This window comes from Mesorhizobium sp. M0848 (assembly GCF_040319805.1).
Taxonomy (GTDB): domain Bacteria; phylum Pseudomonadota; class Alphaproteobacteria; order Rhizobiales; family Rhizobiaceae; genus Mesorhizobium.
Genome location: NZ_JAMYOM010000037.1, coordinates 39,534 through 59,450, shown reverse-complemented (window position 1 = coordinate 59,450; position 19,917 = coordinate 39,534). Strand labels below are relative to the sequence as shown.

The window sequence follows — 19,917 nt, the reverse complement described above, 5'->3', positions numbered from 1 at the left end:
AGGGCTGCCCACGCCAAGGGGCGAAGCCGAATGGCCGAGACCGCCTGAGCTTGCCGAAGAAAAGCGGGCTCGGTTCACGAGCACCTGGTGCGCGTCGTCAGGCGCGCGGGCGCGCGCCAAGTTTTTTCGCACATGGTCAGGCGGCGCAGTTACGTCGAGAACCCAGACGGCACCGCCGCCGTGCGCGCGGCTTCCTCCGAAAACCAGCGCTCGCCTTTCAACAAATTGAGGCATTGTCCTAGACAATATTCCTGTCCGGATCATGATAGATGCGGCGCGCCCGCTAGGACCGGAGGCTGGACAGAATCTCGCACGGATCAGCGTCAATGGCCGCAGTTATGTCGAGAAACTCGATGACGTCGAGACGCCGCTCTGCGCCCTCGTACTTGGCCACGAAGGATTGGGGACGACCAAGCTTGTCAGCCAGCTGCTCCTGGGTCAGGCCTTTGGCCTTGCGCAGCGAAACCAGCTGGGCCAGAAACCGCTGGTGGCGGGGCGATCGAAGGGATTTGGGCATGGAGGCGAACCGGTCGGGTAAAGACCGGATCAGCGACTAATCCCGGTTTCGGATTATCCCATTTTGGGATATGCTGCGTGCGCTCACAGGCGAGGTTCGCAGGCATGAATGGACCAATGGGAACAGATGAGACTCGAAGCTCAACTTTGAGCGATGAAGTCCCCTGGTCGGAGAACCTCACGAGCTACGACAGGGAGCATTTCACAATCTACCTGCGGATCCTGGATGCCTGCGCCGACAATGCCAGCGAAAAGGAGATGGCCGAGCGCATTCTCGGCATCGACCCGTCCATTGACCCGGTCCGCGCCCGCAAAGCTCTTCGCAGCCATATCGACCGTGCGAACTGGATGGTGACGACCGGCTACAAGGAACTGTTCGCCGGCTGATGCACAACGCCCACTGCCACGTGTTTCGAGCAGGCAAGTCTCTGTAGCCAAATTCGGCAGCGCACGGCCGCGACGGCCGGCGCGGCGGGAGCGGTCACAACTGGTTCGCGTGCTGTTTGACTGCCACTTCCAGTGCTTGCATCAAAGGCACAGCCTTGGAGAAGAGGAAGCCTTGAGCGGTTCGGCAGCCAAGCTTGTGCAGGGTTTGCCGATCCGCCTCTGTTTCGACGCCCTCGGCCATGACCTCGATCCCGAGCATGTCACCGAGTTCGATGACCGATTTGACAAGCAGTCGGTCCTCTCGGGACTTGGCCAGGCCGCGAATGAAGCCCTGGTCTATTTTCACCTTGCGTATCCGACGGTCCTTGAGAGATGCCAAGGTAGAAAAGCCGGTGCCGAAGTCATCGAGCGCGATGGAAATACCGGCATGTGAAAGCCGTCCGAGCTTTTCATCCACTCTGTCCGGGTCCACCGGCGATTCTTCGGTAATCTCGATTTCGAACATCGTCGCAGGCAGGCCTCTTGCCGCCAGACCATCCAGAACCATGTCGTCGATATCGCCGGCTTCCAGTTCGCGAGGGGAAACATTCATCGCCACACGAATGTCACGACAGTCAGCTTTCACCAAGCCGTCGATAAAAGCACAACAGTCGGCGAATACGGTTTGCGTCAGCAGCTGAAGCATTCCGGTTTCGCGTGCGGCCGTGATGATTTCGGGTGGAGAGATGGCACCATGCGTCGGATGGGACCATCTCAGCAAGGCTTCAAAACCGACCACGGTCTCGGTTTCGAGTTTCACGATCGGCTGGAACCAAGGTTGCAATCTTCCCGTCTTTATCGCCGAATGAAGATCCCGTTCGACCGACTGGCGACGTTGCAGTTCCCTGTCGAGTTCGGCATCGAACAGGCAAAATTCGTTCCTGCCATGGCGCTTGGCCGTATACAGGGCGATATCCGCCCGCAACAACATTTCAGTCAGGCTCGGCGTCTGCGCCAAGTATATCCCTATCGATGCCCCGACCCGAACGGACGCGACCTCGATATAGGGGCGAGCAATTTTGGCTATGATATTGGAGGCGAGATCACTGGCAGAAAGCGAAGCTCTCGTTGAGGGAAAAACCAGCACGAATTCATCGCCGCCGATACGAGCGAGCGTTGAGCCTTCGGGTGCTTCCTGCTCTATGCGGCGGGCGATCATGACAAGCAGTTCATCACCGGTCCTGTGACCGTAGGTGTCGTTGACAGATTTGAAGCCGTCCAGATCAATCAGCATTGCCACGAAGGGGCCATCCGCGGTCTTGAACCGACCGATGGCGTGTTCAAGGCCCCGCCTGTTGAGAAGGGCGGTCAGATGGTCCTCCCTGGAGTTGCGCTCCATTTCCGACGCAAATCGCTCTGCCTCATGTCTCAGGCGGCTTGCTTCGCGGAAGCGCGCCTGCCCAACAAACGAAGCTCGGACCAAGCCGCCCATGAAGAGCAGAACGGTGAAAGCCAGAATGTAGCGTTCAAAATTGCCTTTCGCCAAAAGGCACGCCACCGTGATGAGGAGTGGAGGTGTGATGAAGCTGGTCGCCGCCGCGGCATACGAACTGCCATATGTAACCGCACCAGCTGAAATGCCCGCCAGTATGACCAGATGCATCGGTGCTTGTGGTGTTGTGTATCCAACAGTCAGCACGGCCGGGAAGGACCAGGCAAACCCTGCCAGAAGGGCAAGGACGCCAAACATGCGAAGGCGCGGCAAAACGCCAAGCAAATCCTGATGGCGCCCCGTTTCCTTTAGCTGAAAACGGGCGAGTGCAAGCCGGGCGGCATTTAGCGCATTGACGACCAGGAACCAGCTTGCAGCGGCAAAGCCGCCGCCAGAAAGGGCCTGCACCGCGCAAATCAGGCCTGACAGGATCGCGCTTATCGGCATCGACACGAAGAGCCCGGCCCTCAGGTCAGCAAGCTGATCCTGACGGATTTTGGCCTCCAGCGATTCTTCTTCCTTTAGGGGTGCCATGAATGGACCAGCTTGCTTGCGTCGTTGTTCGCGAGGACCAAACCTATGCAAGCCCACTGAAGGACGGGTTAACTACCCAGCGAGGGTAACCAGTGCGCTCACCATGCTGCGGGTCACACCTTTGGCTTAGCATTGCCGAATCATCAAGGCTTCGCCCGCGCGCGTGCCTTGATCCGAATCATGCCATGATCGGCAACGTCACCAGGAAGCAGCCGTGCCCGCGACGACGCGCGCCAGCAAGACAAGGAAGCCTCGCCGAGACAGCGTTCCAGAGCGGCAGCGCTCTGTGCGATTCACCGCCTGAGCATGGCCGAAATGCCATGGCGGACAAAGGGAAGATGTTGGGCAAAGCGGAGCGCAGCATGTCTTGCAAGCCGTGCCGCCGGGTGCTCGCTTGAGTAGAGACCGACAAGCATGTTGGTGGCATGATAGAGCGGCCCCGCCGACAGCCGCAGCCGGCTTTCGTATCTGCCGAGCATGTCGGGATCGGCAATGTCGCGGCGGGCGCGACATGCTGTCAGTATTTTATGAGCGAGTTGCTTCTGGCCGCTGAGGCCGATGTTAAAGCCATGCGCGGTCACCGGGTGCATGCCGATGGCAGCATCGCCGATCAGTGCCGCACTCGGAGCCGAGAACTTGTGCGCCCAGGTCGTGACCAGCGGATAGGCATGGCGGGTGCTTGCCAGGGTCATCTGCCCGAGGCGTCCTCGACACCTGTTCATCAATTCCATGCGGAACAATTCGTCATCGAGAGCAGACAGTCTGTCGGCCTCGCTTGAGCGCAAAGTCAGAAGCAGCGACGACACGCCTTCCATGAGCGGCAACATCGCTATGGTCTGATGGTGGTCGAACCATTCGACCGCGATCTGGTGATGGACGCGCTCGTGCCTCACTCGGCAAATCAGCATGGAGTGGCCAAGCGGATGGATGTTGGCGCCAATGCCGAGCAGGTCGCGCATCGGGGACAAACGCGAATCCGCTGCTACGAGCAGCCGAGCGGCCAATTGCCTGCCATCAGAAAGCGTTATGACCGCCTCGTCTTCGCTATTTGTTGCATTGACGACCGAGTTGCCGCACAGGAGCCGGGCATGATCCTGGAAGTGGACAATTTTGAACAGGGCATCGCGGATCCGACAATTTGGGACCAGAAATCCGAGTGGTTCCCCAGATCCGCTGGGAGCATCGAAGCTCAGGGCGAAAGGGCTGGATCCGTTGAGCACGCGCGCGCCATGAAGCGGTGATTTGTCCGATGCGGGGATGGCATCCCAGGCGCCGAGCTCGCGAAGGATTCTCACTGATGCGTGGGTCAGCGCGATCTCGCGACCGTCGAAAGCCGGATTCGCCAGGCTGTCGAGCGACTGCCGTTCAACCACTGCCACCTTGAGTGGGCTCCAGGCGAGCGATGCTGCGAAGGCAAGTCCGACCGGACCAGCTCCGACGACAATGATGTCGAATTTGTCGACATAGCCGGCCATCAGCGTGCCGCCAAAGCGGCTATCTTCGACACGAAGCGCTCTTGAAGCATCGCAATCACCCACGGTTTGCCGCTCATCTCCCCAACTCGATAGACATGCGTTCTCCGTTGGAAGCCTGGTCAATGAAACCATGCCGATGAAGAGATAACGCTGATCTGGATCAACCAGGCTCGACAAACCCGTCAGCGGCGGGTTCACGGTCGAGTGGTCGATTGCCGTGAAAACGTCTGCATGTCTGGGCATTCTGAATGGTCGGCTTCCCAATCGCGTGCCCCTCCTGGCCAAAGGTTCGGCAACGTATTGTGGCTGATCCGTTCTTCGCACGCGCGCCTCGCGGGCAATCGCCAGCAAAGATTCGGTCGACTGACGACCAGCATCCGCACAGTCGTTGGCGCCGCCAACCGGTTCAGCCTCGCGGCTCTTCCCGATCGATAAGGACCCGCTCGGCGGAGCCGTCGAGATCTTCGTATTGGCCGCTCTTCAAGATCCACAGGAAGCCCCGGTCCAAGCCCCACCAAAACAGGCAGCGGCCATCGCATTTCCGTCAGGACGGGCGTCTTGCTGCCGACAGCGTGCTCTCCGACCATAACGCGCTAGACGCCGAAGGAACTCGCCGACGGCCTCATGTCCAAATGATGTGGGAAGGGAGCAAACCAAAGGGACTCTGCTTGGCGTCCCCGCTTTTTTCGCAGCTATGAAACCATCACTGAGAACGGATCCGTACTGAGGAGGAGGCGGTCCTTGACTTGCCCGACGCCGGCAACCTTCTCAGCCGCAACGATCGCTGCCTTCCACTGACGCTCGTCGACAATCGCCCCCTTCAGTTCGACAAGGCCGTCGCTGACCCTCACATCGATCAAGTCCCACCGCTCCAGGTTTGTGGCTGCAGTTCGGCAAGGATAGCCTTGCGGATCAGTTCGTCATCGGGTGGCGTGGTTCCCTGTTTCGGCATGGCGGATCAGGACAAGCAGCAAATCAGTTCGCGTGATGATGCCGACGACCCTTTCCCGATCGACAATCGGGACATTGTTGATGCGGTGTTGCATCATGAGGTCGACAGGAGGCGCCGAGATGAGGTGTGTGGTCATCACCTGATGGATGATCCGTCCATTCGAGCGCACACATAGTCATTGGCGGTTGTGCCCGGGCCAAGATCAAGCTCCAGCCATCGCGGACGCACACGCTGGGTTCCGAGTTCCTCTCGGCGCAAGAAGTCGCTTTTGCTTACAACGCCAACCAAGGTGCCGTCGCTGGTCGTTACTGGCAGGCAGCTGACTTTGCTTGAAAGCATGACCGCTTCGGCGATCGTCGCGTTCGCATGCGTCGTGATGACTGGCTTTGTCATTAAGGGTTCGGCTTGCATCCTCACCCTCCTGATCTTTCGTCGGACGACGATAGGACATCCCGACCCGCGGCGCGTTGATCTGAGTCACTTGGAACGAGTGGCATTCTCCGCGCCGTCGTCGCTGTCGATGAGAATGCGCTCCGCCGCGCCATCGAGATCCTCGTACTGGCCGCTTCTCAACGCCCAAAGGAAGCCGGACAGGCCGAGTGCGCCAAGGAATAGCGCTACGGGGATGAGGTAGACGAGCGTCGTCATGACGATTGAGCCAAGGCGCCGGCCCGCGCGGGCCTGTCTTGCCGCGCAATCGCGGACGACGCACCCGTTGCGAAGCCTTGCAGACGCATGGCATTTCCAACCACGAGCAATGACGAGGCTGACATCGCGACCGCGGCGATAAGAGGCGTAACATGGCCCAGAATGGCGATCGGCACGGCAACAGCATTATAAACGATCGCAATTGTTATGTTCTGTCGGATCAGGCTTCCCGCCTTGCGCGATACGTCAACAGCCAGCGGGACCGCCAAGAGGCTTTCGCGCAGGAAAACGAAGTCGGCTGCATTGCGGCCAATGTCGGCGGCGGTGGCGGGTGCGATCGAGACATGCGCAGCGCTCAGCGCCGGCGTATCGTTGAGCCCGTCGCCAACCATCAGAACCTTGTGCCCGTCCCTCGCCAGCGTCTCGATGCGTTCAACCTTGCCGGACGGCAGCAGGCAGGGGACGAAGTCATCGACACCCAGCCCTGTCGCAACCTCGGCACAGGCTGCCGCCGTATCGCCCGACAGCATTTCCACCGACATCCCAGCATGGGTCAATTGCCCGATCGCCGCCCTGGCGTCGGCGCGCAGCGCGTCCTCAAAATCGAAGGTCGCGACAATGAACCCGTCTTTTGTCAGCACCGTTCCGCCATAGCCATGTTTGCCTTCGCCGCCGGTCCGGGCCTTCCATCCAGCCCATCCGCGCCGGCCCAGCCGCCAGGTGCTTCCGGCGTCAGAGGCTTCGATGCCAAATCCCGGGTGCTCGGTGACGGCATCGAATTTGTGCTGCCCGCCCCGCGCGGCGAAGCCGGCTATGGTCTTTGAAAACGGATGGCGGGAACGCGCGGCCATGTCTGCCGCGATTGCCAGGATGGCCGGATCGATCGACGATGCATTGACGAGCCGCGGTTTTCCGAGCGTGAGCGTTCCGGTCTTGTCGAACACCGCGGCATCGATCGTCGCCAGGCGCTCCATGGCCGAACCGTCCTTGACCATGATGCCGTTCTCGAACAGGCGCCGCGCCGCGACCACCTGGACGATCGGTACGGCGAGGCCGAGCGCGCACGGGCATGTGATGATGAGAACGGCAATGGCGATGGTTATCGCCCGGTGCCAGTCACCGGTCGCCGCCATCCAGCCAAGGAAGGTCGCGAAGGCGGTCAGATGAACCACCGGGGCATAGAGCGCTGAAACACGATCGGCGATCCGGCGATAATGCGCGCGGCCGCCCTCTGCGGCTTCCATGAGCCGAACCATTTCCGCCAGAAACGAATCTTTCGCGGCGGCTGTCGCCTCGATCGTCAGCGGGCCGGTTAGGTTGAGGATACCGGCCTGAACGGCTTCGCCTGCTGCAACGCTTCGAGGCGTGCTCTCGCCGGAAACCAACGAGCAGTCCAGATCCGAGGCCCCTTGAATGATCTTGCCGTCGACGGGGATTCTCTCGCCGGCAGCGATCAACAGCAGCATGCCAAGTTCGATCTCGCCAACCGGCAGATAGTCGCGTGCACCATCGCCGCGCAGCACCATGGCGCCACGTGCGGCCAACTGGGACAGGCCTTTCACGGCGGTCCGGGCACGTTCGCGCATGACATGATCCAACGTGCGGCCGATCAGGAGGAAGAACAGCAGCGACACCGATGCGTCGAAATAGGCGTGGTCGCCATGGGTGATCGTCTCATAGAGGCTCATGGCGTATGCCAGCGACACCCCGACCGCGATCGGCACGTCCATGTTCATGCGACCGTGGCGCAACGCATTCCAGGCCGAGCGGAAGAAGATGCCGCCGGCGAAGGCGAGTGCAGGGATGGCGATAAGCGCCGAGACCCAGTGGAACAGATCGCGTGTCGCGCCTTCGGCACCGGACCAGACCGAGACCGAAAGCAGCATGATGTTGCCCGCCGCAAAGCCCGCAACAGCGACGGCGCGGATGAGCTCCGAGAGCGTCTTGTCCTTTGTATCGGTGTCGGCTTCGAACAGATGTGTCTGGTAGCCCAGGCGTCCGAGGATAGCGACGAATGGCGGAACGTCGTCGCCGCGCCAGCGGATAGACACCCGCCTCGTTGACAGGTTGACGCGGGCGGCTTCGACATGATCGAGCTTTCCCAATGCCGTCTCGATAGTCTGAATGCAGGCACCGCAGCGAACAGCCGGTATCGAAAGCTCGGTCTGATGAAGGTCGTCGCCAAGTGATCGGCTCGCCAGCTTGATTTCCTGGCTGGACGGCAGGGCCGAGGTCACGCTGACCATATCCAGCGCCATTTCAGCACCTGGCGCACAACAGCTCATTGCAGCGCTCCATTGGAAATCATGATCCTGCGGACGTCGCGATACGGTTTATCCAGGCCGGCATCGGCGTCGACTTCGACGATCCAGACACCATCCTTCGGCAAATGCTGGGCGGCGAATTCCTGACCCGAGGCGAGGACGAGCTTGATGGATTCATCCTCTTTTTCGTAAGCGGGATGGCGAAACAGCGCCTTCACGCCATGCAAGGGAACCGGTTTGCCGGCGGCGTCGATGAGGCCGTAGCGGACTTCACCCGATGCGATGGTCAGCTTGCCGGTCCAGCCGAGGGCTGCCTGCGCCCGCCCTTCCTCGGCCTTCCTGTTGAACTGCTGGCTCGCCACATAGGTGTTTTCGACGACCAGGCCGGTCCAGCTCGTGTTGGCAAGCGTCGCCATGGTCAGATTGACCGCGATGACCACACCGAAAAAGGCCAGGATGATGGCCAACATGTGCCTGCCGGTGAATTCGCGGGTTTTTTGTGTTCTGGCGCTCATCTGGCAGTCTCCGGCGCGTTGAAGGTGGCGGTGTATTCGTCCGACTCGAAGCTCGCCTTGTCCTCGACGCGGAACTTGAAGGTCTGTGCCGGAGCGCGGATCTGGTCCGCCGGCTGGCGAACGAAGACCCTCAGCATTTTCAGGCGGTCGGGTTCGACCGGAATGGCGAAGGAACGGCCTGCGGGGATGTCGTCGCCGACGACGACCATGTCAGCGCCTTCAAGGCCCTGCATGGTTACGACGATCGTCCTCGGCTCGGGGATCATGTTGAGCAGCTTGACGGTGTAGCCGTTGCGGATCGAGCCGTCGGAGAGCGTGACGAATTGTGGATTGCGGTCGTGCAGGACATTGATTTCGAGCCGGTCGCGCGTCAGCAGCGAGTAGAGGAGGCCCAGGCCGATCAGCGACCACATAGCCATGTAGACATAGGTGCGTGGCCGAAAGATCTTGCGGATGTGGAAATGCGCCACTCTGTCCGAAAACAGGCCGTCATCCGTCCTGACCAGCGCCGGATTGACTGAGCTGGACCCGCCCGCGGTCGCCAGAATCATGTTGGCGTTGTAATCGGAGAGCGTCGCATAGGCGATCAGCCCACGCTCCTTGCCGAGCTTGTCCATGACGCCGTCACAGGCGTCGATGCAGAGCGCGCAAGTGATGCATTCGAGCTGCTGGCCGTCGCGAATGTCGATCCCCATCGGGCAGACCGCGACACAGGCATTGCAGTCGACGCAGTCGCCCACGAGCTGGCCTGCGGCCAGCACCTTCTTGGCGTGGCGCGAACGCGGTTCGCCGCGCCAGTCATTGTAGGTGACAGTGAGGGAATTTTCATCGAGCATGGCCGCCTGGATGCGGGGCCACGGGCACATATAGGTGCAGACCTGTTCGCGCATCAGACCGCCGAACGTGTAGGTGGTAGCCGCCAGAACCGCGACGGTGATGTAGGCGACAGGCGCTGCCGTGCCGGTGAAGAGTTCGCCGAGCAGCGTCGGCGCGTCAGCGAAATAGAAGATCCAGGCGCCGCCCGTCAGCGCGCCTATGGCCAGCCAGATGGCGTGTTTCGATACCCGCAGCACGAGTTTGCGGGGGGTCCAGAGACCGGCATCAAGCTTGATACGAGCGTTGCGGTCGCCCTCTATCGCGCGCTCGACGACCAGGAACAGGTCGACCCATACGGTCTGCGGGCATGTGTAGCCACACCAGGCACGGCCGACAGTCGAGGTGATCAGGAAAAGACCGACGCCGGCCATGACCAGAAGGCCGGCGACATAGTAGAATTCCTGCGGCCATATCTCGATGAAGAAGAAATAGAAACGCCGGTTAGCGACATCGAGCAGCACGGCCTGGTCCGGGCTAAACGAGCCCCGGTCCCAGCGCAGCCACGGGGTCAGATAGTAGATGCCGAGCGTGACCGCCATCACCAGCCATTTGAACTGGCGAAAGCTGCCCGAGGCCCGCTTTGGGAAGATCTTCTTGCGCGCGGCATACATTGGCTGACGCACCTTGGCGGAGTTGACCGGCGTGGGTTCGATCCTTTCTATTTGCGTGTTATCAAGCACGAGAAGCTCCAGTCACCAGCGACGATTTCGCCGGAAGCCGACTCATCGGTTCTGGATGATGCCGAGGCCCGGCTTGCGCCGGGCCTCGTCGCTTGGCGGGAGGGGGAGGACGAGAATAGGCTTCTGCTCCTATTCTCCGCCGCCAAGCGAATGGATGTAGACCGCCAGTTCCTTGACCTTGGTCTCGCCGAGGCGCGCGCGCCAGGCCGGCATCACGCCCTGTTTCGGCGCGGTGACCTGGGCGGCGATGGCCGCTTCGCCTGACCCGTAGAGCCAGATGGCGTCGGTCAGATCTGGAGCGCCGAGTTCCTTGTTGCCTTTTGCATTGTCGCCGTGACAGGCCACGCAATTTTCGGCGAAGACCTTGGCGCCGGGCGCGACCAACGATTGATCGCCGACAGTGCCGGACAGGCTGGCAACGTAGGTGCTGACCTGTTTGATCTGATCGGCGGTGATGATGTCGCCAAAGGCAGGCATCTCTGACAAGCGCGTATCCGGATCGGATGCGAAGCGGATGCCATGAGCGATCGTCTGCTGGATCTGGTCCACCTCGCCGCCCCACAGCCAGTCGTCGTCATTTAGGTTCGGAAAGCCCTTGGACCCTTGGGCGCCAGAACCGTGGCACTGCACGCAATTGACCTTGAACGCGGCGGCGCCGGCAGCGACGGCGAATTCGCGCAGCGTGTCATCCGCAGCAATCTCCGAAACACTTTTCGACTCTATTGCGGCGACATATTTGCCCTTTGCCGCTTCGGCCGCGGACAACTCGTTCTTGACTTCGTTGCGGCTGGAATAGCCAAGTACACCCTTTGTCGCGGAGTGCAACAGCGGCCATGCCGGGTAGGCAATTGTGTAACCGATCGCCCAGACTATGGTCATGTAGAGGGTGATGACCCACCAGCGCGGGAGCGGGTTGTTGAGCTCGCGAATGCCGTCCCACTCATGACCGGTCGTCGAGATGCCGGAAACCTCGTCAATGTGATCGCTGCTCATGATCAGTCCTCCTTCAGAGGAATTTGAGCTGCTTCGCCGGCTTGCCTGCGGCTGCCGGGACGAAGTGCAAAGGCAACGGATCCGATGAAGAAAAGAGCCATGGCAAGCAGGCCCCAGCTGTCGGCAAACTCCCGCATGAAATTGTACGTCATCGCCATTGTCCTCAGCGGTAGCCGGCGGTCTCATCGTAGTTCTTGAAATCGACAAGCGTGCCGAGCATCTGGAGATAGGAAACCAGGGCGTCCATTTCGGTGACTTGCTGCGGATCACCGTCGAAATCGCCGATCCTGGCCTTGGGGTAGCGGGCCTCGAGGCCGGATGTGTCGGCGTTGGGATCAGCCTGCGTCATCAAATCGGCATTGGCGTTAACGACCATGTCGTCGGAGTAGGGGACGCCGACGCGCCTGTTGGCAACCAGATGCGTCGAGAAATCCTTCACCGCGATCGGCCTATCCTTCAGAAAGCCATAGCTCGGCATGATGGATTCCGGCACCACGGAACGAGGGTCCGTGAGGTGCTCGACATGCCAAAGATTGGAGTAGCGATCGCCAACCCGAGCGAGGTCCGGTCCGGTGCGCTTCGATCCCCACTGGAAGGGATGATCATACATCGACTCGGCCGCCAGGCTGTAATGGCCGTAGCGCTCAACCTCGTCGCGGAACGGCCTGATCATCTGGCTATGGCAGAGATAGCATCCCTCACGCACATAGATGTTGCGCCCGACCAGTTCGAGCGGCGAGTAGGGCCGCATGCCTTCGACCTTCTCGATCGTGTTGTCGAGATAGAACAGCGGCGCGATCTCGACGATGCCGCCGATTGTCACGACCAGCAGCGACCCGAGGAGAAGAAGTGTAGCGTTCTTCTCGATGACCGCGTGTCTGTTCATCAACCTCATTTTCTGTCTCATCATCGCGCAAGCTGGAGGGCGGGAACGGAGCCGGGCATCGGATCCTCCTCGCGCCGGTAGCCAAGGATGGTCATGGCGATGTTCCACGCCATGATCAGGGCGCCGGAAAGGTACATGGCTCCGCCGATGGCGCGCATGATGTAGTAGGGGTGCATGGCGGCCACGGTTTCGGCGAAGGAGTAGACCAGGAAGCCCTGCTCGTCGTATTCGCGCCACATCAGGCCCTGCATGATGCCGGACACCCACATGACCGACGCGTAGACAACGATGCCAAGCGTCGCCAGCCAGAAGTGCCAGGTAACGAGGCGCAGCGAGTAGAGCCGTTCACGGTTCCACAGCTTCGGCACCATGTAATAAAGCGCGCCGAACGAGATCATGCCGACCCAGCCGAGTGCGCCCGAATGGACGTGTCCGATGGTCCAGTCGGTATAGTGCGACAGCGAGTTGACCGTCTTGATCGACATCATCGGGCCCTCGAAGGTGGACATGCCGTAGAAGGCGATGGCCATCACCATCATGCGGATGATCGGATCGGTGCGGAGCTTGTCCCAGGCGCCCGACAGCGTCATCAGGCCATTGATCATGCCGCCCCATGACGGCATCCACAGCATGATCGAGAACACCATGCCGAGCGTCTGCGCCCAATCGGGCAAGGCGGTGTAGTGCAAATGATGGGGTCCAGCCCAGATGTAGAGAAAGATGATTGCCCAGAAATGGACGATCGACAGCCGGTAGGAATAGACCGGCCGGTTCGCCTGCTTGGGCACGAAATAATACATCATGCCGAGAAAGCCGGCGGTCAGAAAGAAGCCCACGGCGTTGTGGCCATACCACCATTGCGTCAGAGCGTCCTGGACCCCGGAGAAAGCCGAATAGCTCTTCGAGCCCAGGAAGGAGGCGGGCATGGAGAGGTTGTTGACCACATGCAGCATCGCGATGGTGACGATGAAGGACAGGTAGAACCAGTTAGCGACGTAGATGTGGGGTTCCTTGCGCTTCAGGATCGTGCCGAGGAACAGGATGAGATAGGCGACCCAGACAATGGTCAGCCAGATGTCCACATACCATTCGGGCTCGGCGTATTCGCGGCTCTCGGTGATGCCGAGCAGGTAGCCAGTCGCTGCCATGACGATGAAGAGCTGGTAGCCCCAGAACACGAACCAGCCGAGATCGCCGCCGAACAGCCGGGCGCGGCAGGTGCGTTGCACGACATAGAGAGACGTGCAAAGCAGCGCGTTGCCGCCGAAGGCGAAGACGACTCCCGACGTATGCAGTGGCCGCAAACGGCCAAAGTTGAACCAGGGCTGGATGTTGAGATCGGGATAGGCAAGCTGCAGCGCGATGACCACGCCGACAAGCATGCCGATGACACCCCAGAACATGGTGGCGATGGCGCCATAGCGGATTGGCCCGTCCATGTAAGCGGACGGGTCGATCGGCGCGGCAGGCTTGAACTCAGTGTTGCGCAACAGGATCGCAGTGAAGCCAGCCAAGGCGAAGAACAAGACCCACATATGCTGGCGAAAGGGTTCATCCACCCCAGCGCCAGCGGCCACCAAAGCCGCGAATGCGAACAGGCTTAGAAGCACGATTTCTTTGCCGAATTTCATCGCAAGCCCCGATTTCCAATTCCGGCGGATGCCAAACCGCGGTGCCTTATTGCGCAGCCGTCGCCTGCTCGCCCTGATCCATGTCAGAGCCGCACCATTTTGCTTCGAGCAGCATCGAGTTCGGTGCGATCAGACTGTGTCGAATGTGGAAGTGCAGCACCGGCCGCCGGTTTATGGACAGGCCCGGCGTCCCCAGTCGGGGCCCGGGTAGGAGGCGACCGCGGGCGTGTGAGCGCACCTTCTGTGACGCTGGTAAGCAGGCCGATGCCTTACCGAACGTCGATCGTTTCAATGCCTTGGAACAGCCAGCGCCAGCGTTGCGCTGCCTTCGCGACATTTATAGTTTGGGGAGACGGCGATTTTCGCCTGCGTATGAGGCATATTGACTTCGGCCAAGTGTGGATGCTTCGCCGACGAGCCGAAACGCAACTGGCGTATACGATCGGAATTAGAACGGGCTGTCGCTACGCGATGTCTTCTGAGCCCAACGCGAGCATGCCCTGCCCCGAATGAAGTAAGTGGCGTGGGCCATGCAGCTCCGTGTCATTCAAACGGCTATTGCGCCTCGGCCGCCGCAGCGCCGTTCCAGCCGGCTCATGCTGTCCACGGTGACGCGGCGGTTGTTCTCGATCCGAATCACGCCGTCCATTCTCAGGCTGGTCAGCTGACGGCTCACGGTCTCGTTTGTGATGCCAAGGAAATCAGATATGTCGGCACGCGTCATCGGCAGCTCGAAGCATGCCGACCTAGCCGCCGGGTCAACATTGGAGTCGATGTTCCGGGCAATCATGAGGAGAAAGCTCGCCACCTTCTCTGGTGCGGTCTTGCGCCCCAGAGTCACCATCCATTCGCGGGCCTCGTCAAGTTCGTTCAGCGCCTGCTTGAGCAGGCGATGCACAAATTCGGGTGACTGCTTCATCATCCGTTCGATGGCCGCTCTCGGAAACGAGCACAGCGAGACAGCTGTTGCCGCTTCCGCATTGATCGCACTTTTCATCTTGAAGGGCCGTCCCAGAAAATCCGGCGCGAACTGGAGACCGACGATCTGCTGGCGGCCGTCCGAAAGGCTCTTCGTGAGCTTCACCACGCCTGAAAGCACGTTTGAATAACAGTCCACCGCCTCGGCGTCGCCGATCAGTTCGACCCCCGGCTCGATATTGTGCCGCGACGACGTTTTGGCGAGCTGAGCCAAATCGTCTGGCTCGAGCGCGCCACAGACACCGCGGCGCCGTGCCTCGCAAGGCAGGCAAAGAACGGGAATGCCGGAACTGTGAATATCCTGCCGTAATGTCATTCGATCGCTCTACCGGTCCAGTGCGGGCAGGATAGCAATCCACGGTAGAAAAATCCTTGCGGCAGTTTGTCCGTGCTGAAGGTTGATCGAAATCAGGGCTTAGGCTCATCCAAGCATCCACAGTTCGGGCGACGCAAACACGGTGGACCACGACATGCGACAAAAGCTAGCTGCCAGATTTGGCGAGAACGTCCCGCGCTATACCAGTTATCCGACTGCGCCCCATTTCCATGCGGGCGTCGATGCCGTCGTTTACCGAGGCTGGTTGGAGGCGCTCGAAGGTGGTGACGAGATATCGCTTTACCTGCATATTCCCTATTGCGACAGGCTCTGCTGGTTCTGCGCGTGCCATACCAAACAGACCCGCCACTACGAGCCGGTGGCCGCTTATCTGCGCTCGCTGTATGCGGAGATCGCCACGGTTGGCGGCCTTGTTACCGGCAAGGGCCGAGTTCGCGCGGTTCATTTCGGCGGCGGTTCCCCGACGATGCTGGAACCTGAGGATATTGTGGCGCTGGGAAGCGTCCTGCGCAACAGCTTCGCCTTTCTTCCCGGCGCCAAGATCAGCGTTGAAATCGAACCCAATGATATGGACGATGCCCGCCTCGATGCGCTTGCCGAAATCGGCACGACCCGTGCGAGCCTCGGCGTCCAGGACTTCGATCCGAAGGTTCAGAAGGCAATCAACCGCGAGCAGAGCTTTTTGCAGACCAAAGCGGTAGTCGACGGTGTTCGTTCGCGCGGCGTCGAATCGGTCAATCTAGACCTGCTCTACGGCTTGCCGCACCAGACGAGGGAGAGCGTCTCCTCCACCGTCGCGCAGGCGCTGACCTTGGAACCCGACAGGATAGTGCTTTTTGGCTACGCCCATGTGCCGTGGTTCAAGAAACATCAGACCATGATAGACGAGGCATGGCTGCCCGGTCCCGCGGAGAGATTTGCTCAATTGCAACTGGCGGCGCGGGCGATCGTGGACCAGGGGTACGAAGCAATCGGCCTCGACCATTTCGCCAAACCCGGCGATGCCCTGGCCCTTGCCGCCCGCGCCGGAACACTGCACCGGAACTTTCAGGGTTACACCGACGATTGCTGCGAAACCTTGATTGGGCTAGGCCCATCGTCCATCAGCCAGTTTCGGCAGGGCTATGCGCAGAACATGCCTTCGACCAGCGAATATCGATGCACGGTTGATGACGGCGGGCTGGCCGCTGTTCGGGGTATCGCACTTTCCAACGACGACCGCGTTCGCGGCTGGATCATCGAACGTTTGATGTGCGACTTCGCCTTCTCGGCCATCGATCTGGTGGAACGCTTCGGCGAGGCCGGCCAGAGGCTCCTCCTTCAGTCAAGTTCCATGGCCCTCCACGATCCGGTTCGATTGCTTGAACTTGATGGCGACAGATTCGTTGTGCCGGCTGAAAGTCGCCCTTTCGTCCGAAGCATCGCGGCCAGGTTCGACAAATATTTCGAAACTGGAACGGCCAGGCACTCGGCGGCAGTCTGAGCACCGCAGAGGAACGGTCATGGCTCTCACTCGATCGTGAACCGATTGCGATCGTTTTCCACTGTTGACCGGCGACCGTCGGCCGAGACGGTTCGAAGCGGACCAGACGCGTCTTGGCATGGCGACGATGTCGCCCGCTCATGCCCTGCCTGTGAGATCATGGTTGTCGGCGACAGCTCCCTTCGACCTTGCAAGGAGAATGCAAGGTGCCGTGCAAGCGGCTGACAACACTTGGGCCGGTGGTAGAAGTCCGCAAGCACCCCGGCAGCGCGGTCAACGTTGAACCACCCGTTCACCCGAATATGCCGGTGCAGTTCCGGTGGAAAGGGCTTGGCCTAGACGGCTCTCTTGTTACCCCAGAGCATAACGTGCAGCTGCGGTAGCACGCGGGCTTCGAACCATTTGTCGCGGGTCACGCTGTCAACCAGCCACTCCATGCGCTTCAATATTCCGTCAAGGTCGACGGGCGCGTCATCATTTGCCGGGTGTGGCGGCGTGTGATTGCCGGGTTGCAGATAGATCGGAAGTTGCGGAAATTGCGCAGCGGCGTCTTTCGCGTAGGCGTAGTCCCTTTCGTCGAAAACAATGAGCTTGAGCACGATTTGGGGCTTGCCTTGTGCCGCCTGGAGGCACGCCTCGACAGCGGCCCAATCTGTCGTCATTTGGCTTGACGGCGGCTTTGGGCTGAGGATCAGCACGTCAAGGTGCGCAAACCAGTCCCTGGCAAGCGAACCTTGGGTTTCCAGCGCAAAACGGTAACCGTCACCATGGCCTCGGTCGATGAGCGCGCCGAGCGGCTGGATGGCCGGATTGCCGCCTGACAGTGACACCATAAGCGGGCGGCCACCGGAAAGCGCAAGCACATTTTTCCACACCGCGCCGACGGACATCATCTCCCATTCATGGCGGAATTGATTGTCCACAGCATGCAGGCTGTCGCACCAGGAACAGCGAAAGTCACACCCGCCGGTTCTGACGAAGATCGTCGGCAAACCTATGAGCACGCCCTCGCCCTGGATCGTCGGCCCGAAAATCTCGCTAACGCGGATTGCGGGATGCGTATTGGTCATGGCCGGTATTCCGCCCAGGTTTTCGGCGTTTCGCTCACCCGCACGGCCGCGGTTTCGCTCAGGCGTGCCTTGCACCAGTCGTAGAAATGTCTGGCCAGATTTTCCGCCGTGACTTGCTCGTGTCCCAGCACGTCGTTGAGATGTCGGTGGTCGAAGCTCTCGTCGATGTAGCGTTTGAATGGCGCCAAATCGTGGTAGTCGCGCACGAAGCCGTGATCGTCCAGTCCATCCGCTGAAAGCTCCACTTCGACGATGTAGTTATGTCCGTGCAGGCGCGCGCATTGGTGATCGGGTGGCAATGAGGTGAGCTGATGCGAGGCTGAGAAGTGGAATTCCTTGGTGATGCGGAACATTACGCGGTGGTCCTTCGCAGCGCTCCGAGCCAGAAGTCGGAGTCCTCGTACTCGGTTGGGTCCGGGTGCCCAGCGATGTGGAACGCCTCACGCCGCTCGACGCAGGTCCCGCACCTCCCGCAATGACGCTCGGCGCCCTTGTAACAGGACCAGGTCTGCGCAAAGGGCGTGCCGTATGTGGCTCCATCCCTAACAATGTCCGCCTTCGTCAGGTTCACATAGGGTGCATAAAGGCGAATCTGCGCGTAGCCGTCGAGCGCGTGGTCCTGCATCATCTGGAAAGCATCGATGAAGGCCGGACGGCAATCGGGATAGACAATATGATCCCCACCATGCACGGCCGTCGCCACCGCGTCAGCGTCTTGCGCTGCGGCGAGGCCGAAGGCAATGGCCAACATGATGGCGTTCCGGTTGGGCACCACCGTTACCTTCATCATATCTTCGGCATAGTGCCCATCGGGCACGTCCACATTGTCGGTCAGCGCGGAGCCGGAAAGGCCGCCGCCGATCTCGTGGATATCAATGATTCGCTGCGGGACGCCCAGGCGCTCCGCGCAAAGGGTGGCGAAGCCCAATTCCTTCCTATGCCGTTGGCCGTAATCGAACGATAGCAGGCCGGTAAGCTGGTGCTCCGCTGCCACCTTGTGAGCAAGAGTAACGGAATCCAATCCGCCGGAGCAGACGACGAGAGTCTTCATCGTTGGGTCCTTGTTTTAACCGGGTAGGCTGCGACCGGAGATTTCTCTGCGCTCCAGTACTTCAGGAAAACCATTTTGTGAAGTGAACGGAGACCAGTTTCGTGCGCTTGCGTGCGGTGCGCAAAACGCCCTCGCGGTGAGCTGGAAGGACACGGACTGGTGAGACGTCACGCTTCAGCGGAATGCTCAAGCGAACGCTGCTCGCGGACAAAGTTCTCGACGAGCAGAGCCTGGCGGTTCCGAGCGCCGAGGGACGCCACTGCAACGGTTGCAGGGTACAAGGAGCCCGGATGGCTTGCCGCAAAGATGACCGGCAAACCCTGAATAACCGGTGATGAGCCGACATCTGTGAACAAGCGGTGTGGTCGATTGCAATCACCCATGTCTTGCGCACAGGTACCTTATGTCAGTGGATGAACTGAACTTGATGGTTTTACAGATGGCAGTCGAAAGCGTCCGCTCGCTCTCGTTGAGCTTCGCTGAAAAAGCCGCCGAGATAGCCACCAGGAGCCGCGGCATCCTGCTTTTCGACGTGCGGATCGACGGTGACGCGCAGGTCCAGCGGGTCGCAGCCATCCGATATCACGGCGGCCAATTCGGCGTGCTGGCGTTGGATGTACACGGCCTAGTTACCCACTATTGCATCGTTAACGGTATGTTCTCACATTACATTGCGTCCTTGGAGAGCTGGCACAGGATGCCCCTGTCGATGCAGGCCAAGATGGATGCCAACGGCAATGCCCGTCTCTTCGTAGCCGCGTTGCGGGATGCCGGACATATGCTGGGCACCTAGCATTGGGCGAGAATGCATCTGTGAATTTTGCATGTGCGTCACTGCGATGGCGCCGGCATGATCGTCATGCTCCAAAACGGCTGCGGCCCCCGCGAAGCGGTCGCCGCGATGATGGTGATCAACGGCGTTGCATCGATGCGAGCGTAGACAGAGGTCTCCTCCTGGCATCGAGCGCATGCAAGGAGCTACGCAAGCGCAGCTGCATCAAGTATTTTGAAGGGACGACCTCATGCATGGAGCTTGCGCTGCATACGGGCGGCGCGAGCCGCGTTGCCATCCAGCAGAGAGGGTGCTTGCGGTACTCTCAATGACCCGAGATCGCAAATGGACGTGGGTAAGCACCAGAACTGCAACACCCATGGTGGTCCGCTGGACTC

At 60.3% G+C, this 19,917-nt stretch carries 22 protein-coding genes; 3 read left to right on the top strand and 19 right to left on the bottom strand.

The features are described from left to right. Positions 1-283: 283 nt before the first annotated feature. A complete protein-coding gene (locus tag NKH95_RS30505; protein ID WP_023735803.1) occupies positions 284-517 on the bottom strand; it encodes a helix-turn-helix domain-containing protein in 234 nt (77 codons plus the stop codon). Between the two features lie 104 nt (positions 518-621). Between NKH95_RS30505 and NKH95_RS30500 the strand changes: the two genes are divergently transcribed. Continuing rightward, complete coding sequence (locus NKH95_RS30500) at positions 622-903, top strand: DNA -binding domain-containing protein (RefSeq protein ID WP_081731037.1); 282 nt, start codon at positions 622-624, stop codon at positions 901-903. Between the two features lie 94 nt (positions 904-997). Here NKH95_RS30500 and NKH95_RS30495 read toward each other — a convergent pair whose 3' ends face one another. From NKH95_RS30495 to NKH95_RS30425, 15 genes are all read right to left on the bottom strand, one after another. Continuing rightward, complete coding sequence (locus tag NKH95_RS30495; RefSeq protein ID WP_352894205.1) at positions 998-2,908, bottom strand: putative bifunctional diguanylate cyclase/phosphodiesterase; 1,911 nt, start codon at positions 2,906-2,908, stop codon at positions 998-1,000. A 293-nt stretch (positions 2,909-3,201) separates the two neighbouring features. Further along, positions 3,202-4,383, bottom strand: coding sequence for a 5-demethoxyubiquinol-8 5-hydroxylase UbiM (ubiM, locus tag NKH95_RS30490; protein ID WP_352894208.1), 1,182 nt, complete (start codon positions 4,381-4,383; stop codon positions 3,202-3,204). Positions 4,384-4,789: 406 nt separating this feature from the next. After that, positions 4,790-4,906: a cbb3-type cytochrome oxidase assembly protein CcoS gene (gene ccoS, locus NKH95_RS30485; RefSeq protein ID WP_084025756.1), complete on the bottom strand. Its 117-nt coding sequence runs from the start codon at positions 4,904-4,906 to the stop codon at positions 4,790-4,792. 169 nt (positions 4,907-5,075) lie between these two features. Next, a complete protein-coding gene (locus tag NKH95_RS30480) occupies positions 5,076-5,234 on the bottom strand; it encodes a BON domain-containing protein (RefSeq protein WP_352555409.1) in 159 nt (52 codons plus the stop codon). A gap of 69 nt (positions 5,235-5,303) precedes the next feature. Next, positions 5,304-5,471 (bottom strand): CBS domain-containing protein, encoded by a 168-nt coding sequence (locus tag NKH95_RS30475; protein WP_348625571.1) that lies wholly within the window; start codon positions 5,469-5,471, stop codon positions 5,304-5,306. Continuing rightward, the gene (locus tag NKH95_RS30470; protein WP_352894206.1) at positions 5,471-5,674 is read right to left on the bottom strand and encodes a CBS domain-containing protein; all 204 of its coding nucleotides are present in this window, start codon (positions 5,672-5,674) and stop codon (positions 5,471-5,473) included. Before NKH95_RS30470 ends, NKH95_RS30475 begins: the two co-directional genes overlap by 1 nt. A gap of 138 nt (positions 5,675-5,812) precedes the next feature. Continuing rightward, positions 5,813-5,983: a cbb3-type cytochrome oxidase assembly protein CcoS gene (gene ccoS / locus NKH95_RS30465; RefSeq protein ID WP_023762793.1), complete on the bottom strand. Its 171-nt coding sequence runs from the start codon at positions 5,981-5,983 to the stop codon at positions 5,813-5,815. Next, positions 5,980-8,268 carry a heavy metal translocating P-type ATPase gene (locus NKH95_RS30460; protein ID WP_352894203.1) on the bottom strand — a complete coding sequence of 763 codons (2,289 nt, stop codon included), beginning with the start codon at positions 8,266-8,268 and terminating at the stop codon, positions 5,980-5,982. The genes ccoS (NKH95_RS30465) and NKH95_RS30460 overlap by 4 nt, the downstream gene beginning before the upstream one ends. Continuing rightward, positions 8,265-8,762, bottom strand: coding sequence for a FixH family protein (locus tag NKH95_RS30455; RefSeq protein ID WP_031261324.1), 498 nt, complete (start codon positions 8,760-8,762; stop codon positions 8,265-8,267). The genes NKH95_RS30460 and NKH95_RS30455 overlap by 4 nt, the downstream gene beginning before the upstream one ends. After that, positions 8,759-10,318: a cytochrome c oxidase accessory protein CcoG gene (gene ccoG, locus NKH95_RS30450; protein ID WP_352894199.1), complete on the bottom strand. Its 1,560-nt coding sequence runs from the start codon at positions 10,316-10,318 to the stop codon at positions 8,759-8,761. Before ccoG ends, NKH95_RS30455 begins: the two co-directional genes overlap by 4 nt. Positions 10,319-10,447: 129 nt before the next feature. Continuing rightward, on the bottom strand, positions 10,448-11,311 hold the full coding sequence (gene ccoP, locus NKH95_RS30445; protein ID WP_352894197.1) for a cytochrome-c oxidase, cbb3-type subunit III: 864 nt from the start codon (positions 11,309-11,311) through the stop codon (positions 10,448-10,450). 2 nt (positions 11,312-11,313) lie between these two features. Continuing rightward, positions 11,314-11,463, bottom strand: a complete 150-nt coding sequence (locus NKH95_RS30440; protein WP_023766610.1) for a CcoQ/FixQ family Cbb3-type cytochrome c oxidase assembly chaperone — start codon at positions 11,461-11,463, stop codon at positions 11,314-11,316. Positions 11,464-11,474: 11 nt separating this feature from the next. Continuing rightward, positions 11,475-12,206, bottom strand: a complete 732-nt coding sequence (gene ccoO, locus NKH95_RS30435) for a cytochrome-c oxidase, cbb3-type subunit II (protein ID WP_352894195.1) — start codon at positions 12,204-12,206, stop codon at positions 11,475-11,477. Between the two features lie 11 nt (positions 12,207-12,217). Then, positions 12,218-13,828, bottom strand: a complete 1,611-nt coding sequence (gene ccoN / locus NKH95_RS30430) for a cytochrome-c oxidase, cbb3-type subunit I (protein ID WP_352441140.1) — start codon at positions 13,826-13,828, stop codon at positions 12,218-12,220. Positions 13,829-14,375: 547 nt separating this feature from the next. After that, on the bottom strand, positions 14,376-15,122 hold the full coding sequence (locus tag NKH95_RS30425; protein ID WP_023766606.1) for a Crp/Fnr family transcriptional regulator: 747 nt from the start codon (positions 15,120-15,122) through the stop codon (positions 14,376-14,378). A 154-nt stretch (positions 15,123-15,276) separates the two neighbouring features. Here NKH95_RS30425 and hemN point away from each other — a divergent pair, with 154 nt between their 5' ends. Beyond that, a complete protein-coding gene (gene hemN, locus NKH95_RS30420; RefSeq protein WP_352441141.1) occupies positions 15,277-16,626 on the top strand; it encodes an oxygen-independent coproporphyrinogen III oxidase in 1,350 nt (449 codons plus the stop codon). Positions 16,627-16,961: 335 nt separating this feature from the next. Here hemN and queE read toward each other — a convergent pair whose 3' ends face one another. The 3 genes from queE to queC are packed head-to-tail and all read right to left on the bottom strand — an operon-like array spanning position 16,962 to position 18,747. After that, complete coding sequence (gene queE / locus NKH95_RS30415) at positions 16,962-17,696, bottom strand: 7-carboxy-7-deazaguanine synthase QueE (RefSeq protein WP_023735817.1); 735 nt, start codon at positions 17,694-17,696, stop codon at positions 16,962-16,964. Further along, the gene (gene queD / locus NKH95_RS30410) at positions 17,693-18,049 is read right to left on the bottom strand and encodes a 6-carboxytetrahydropterin synthase QueD (protein ID WP_352894192.1); all 357 of its coding nucleotides are present in this window, start codon (positions 18,047-18,049) and stop codon (positions 17,693-17,695) included. Before queD ends, queE begins: the two co-directional genes overlap by 4 nt. Next, entirely contained in the window at positions 18,049-18,747 is a 699-nt protein-coding gene (gene queC, locus NKH95_RS30405; protein WP_352441142.1) for a 7-cyano-7-deazaguanine synthase QueC, read from the bottom strand. Before queC ends, queD begins: the two co-directional genes overlap by 1 nt. Positions 18,748-19,150: 403 nt before the next feature. Here queC and NKH95_RS30400 point away from each other — a divergent pair, with 403 nt between their 5' ends. After that, a complete protein-coding gene (locus NKH95_RS30400) occupies positions 19,151-19,540 on the top strand; it encodes a hypothetical protein (RefSeq protein WP_023735820.1) in 390 nt (129 codons plus the stop codon). Positions 19,541-19,917 lie beyond the last annotated feature (377 nt).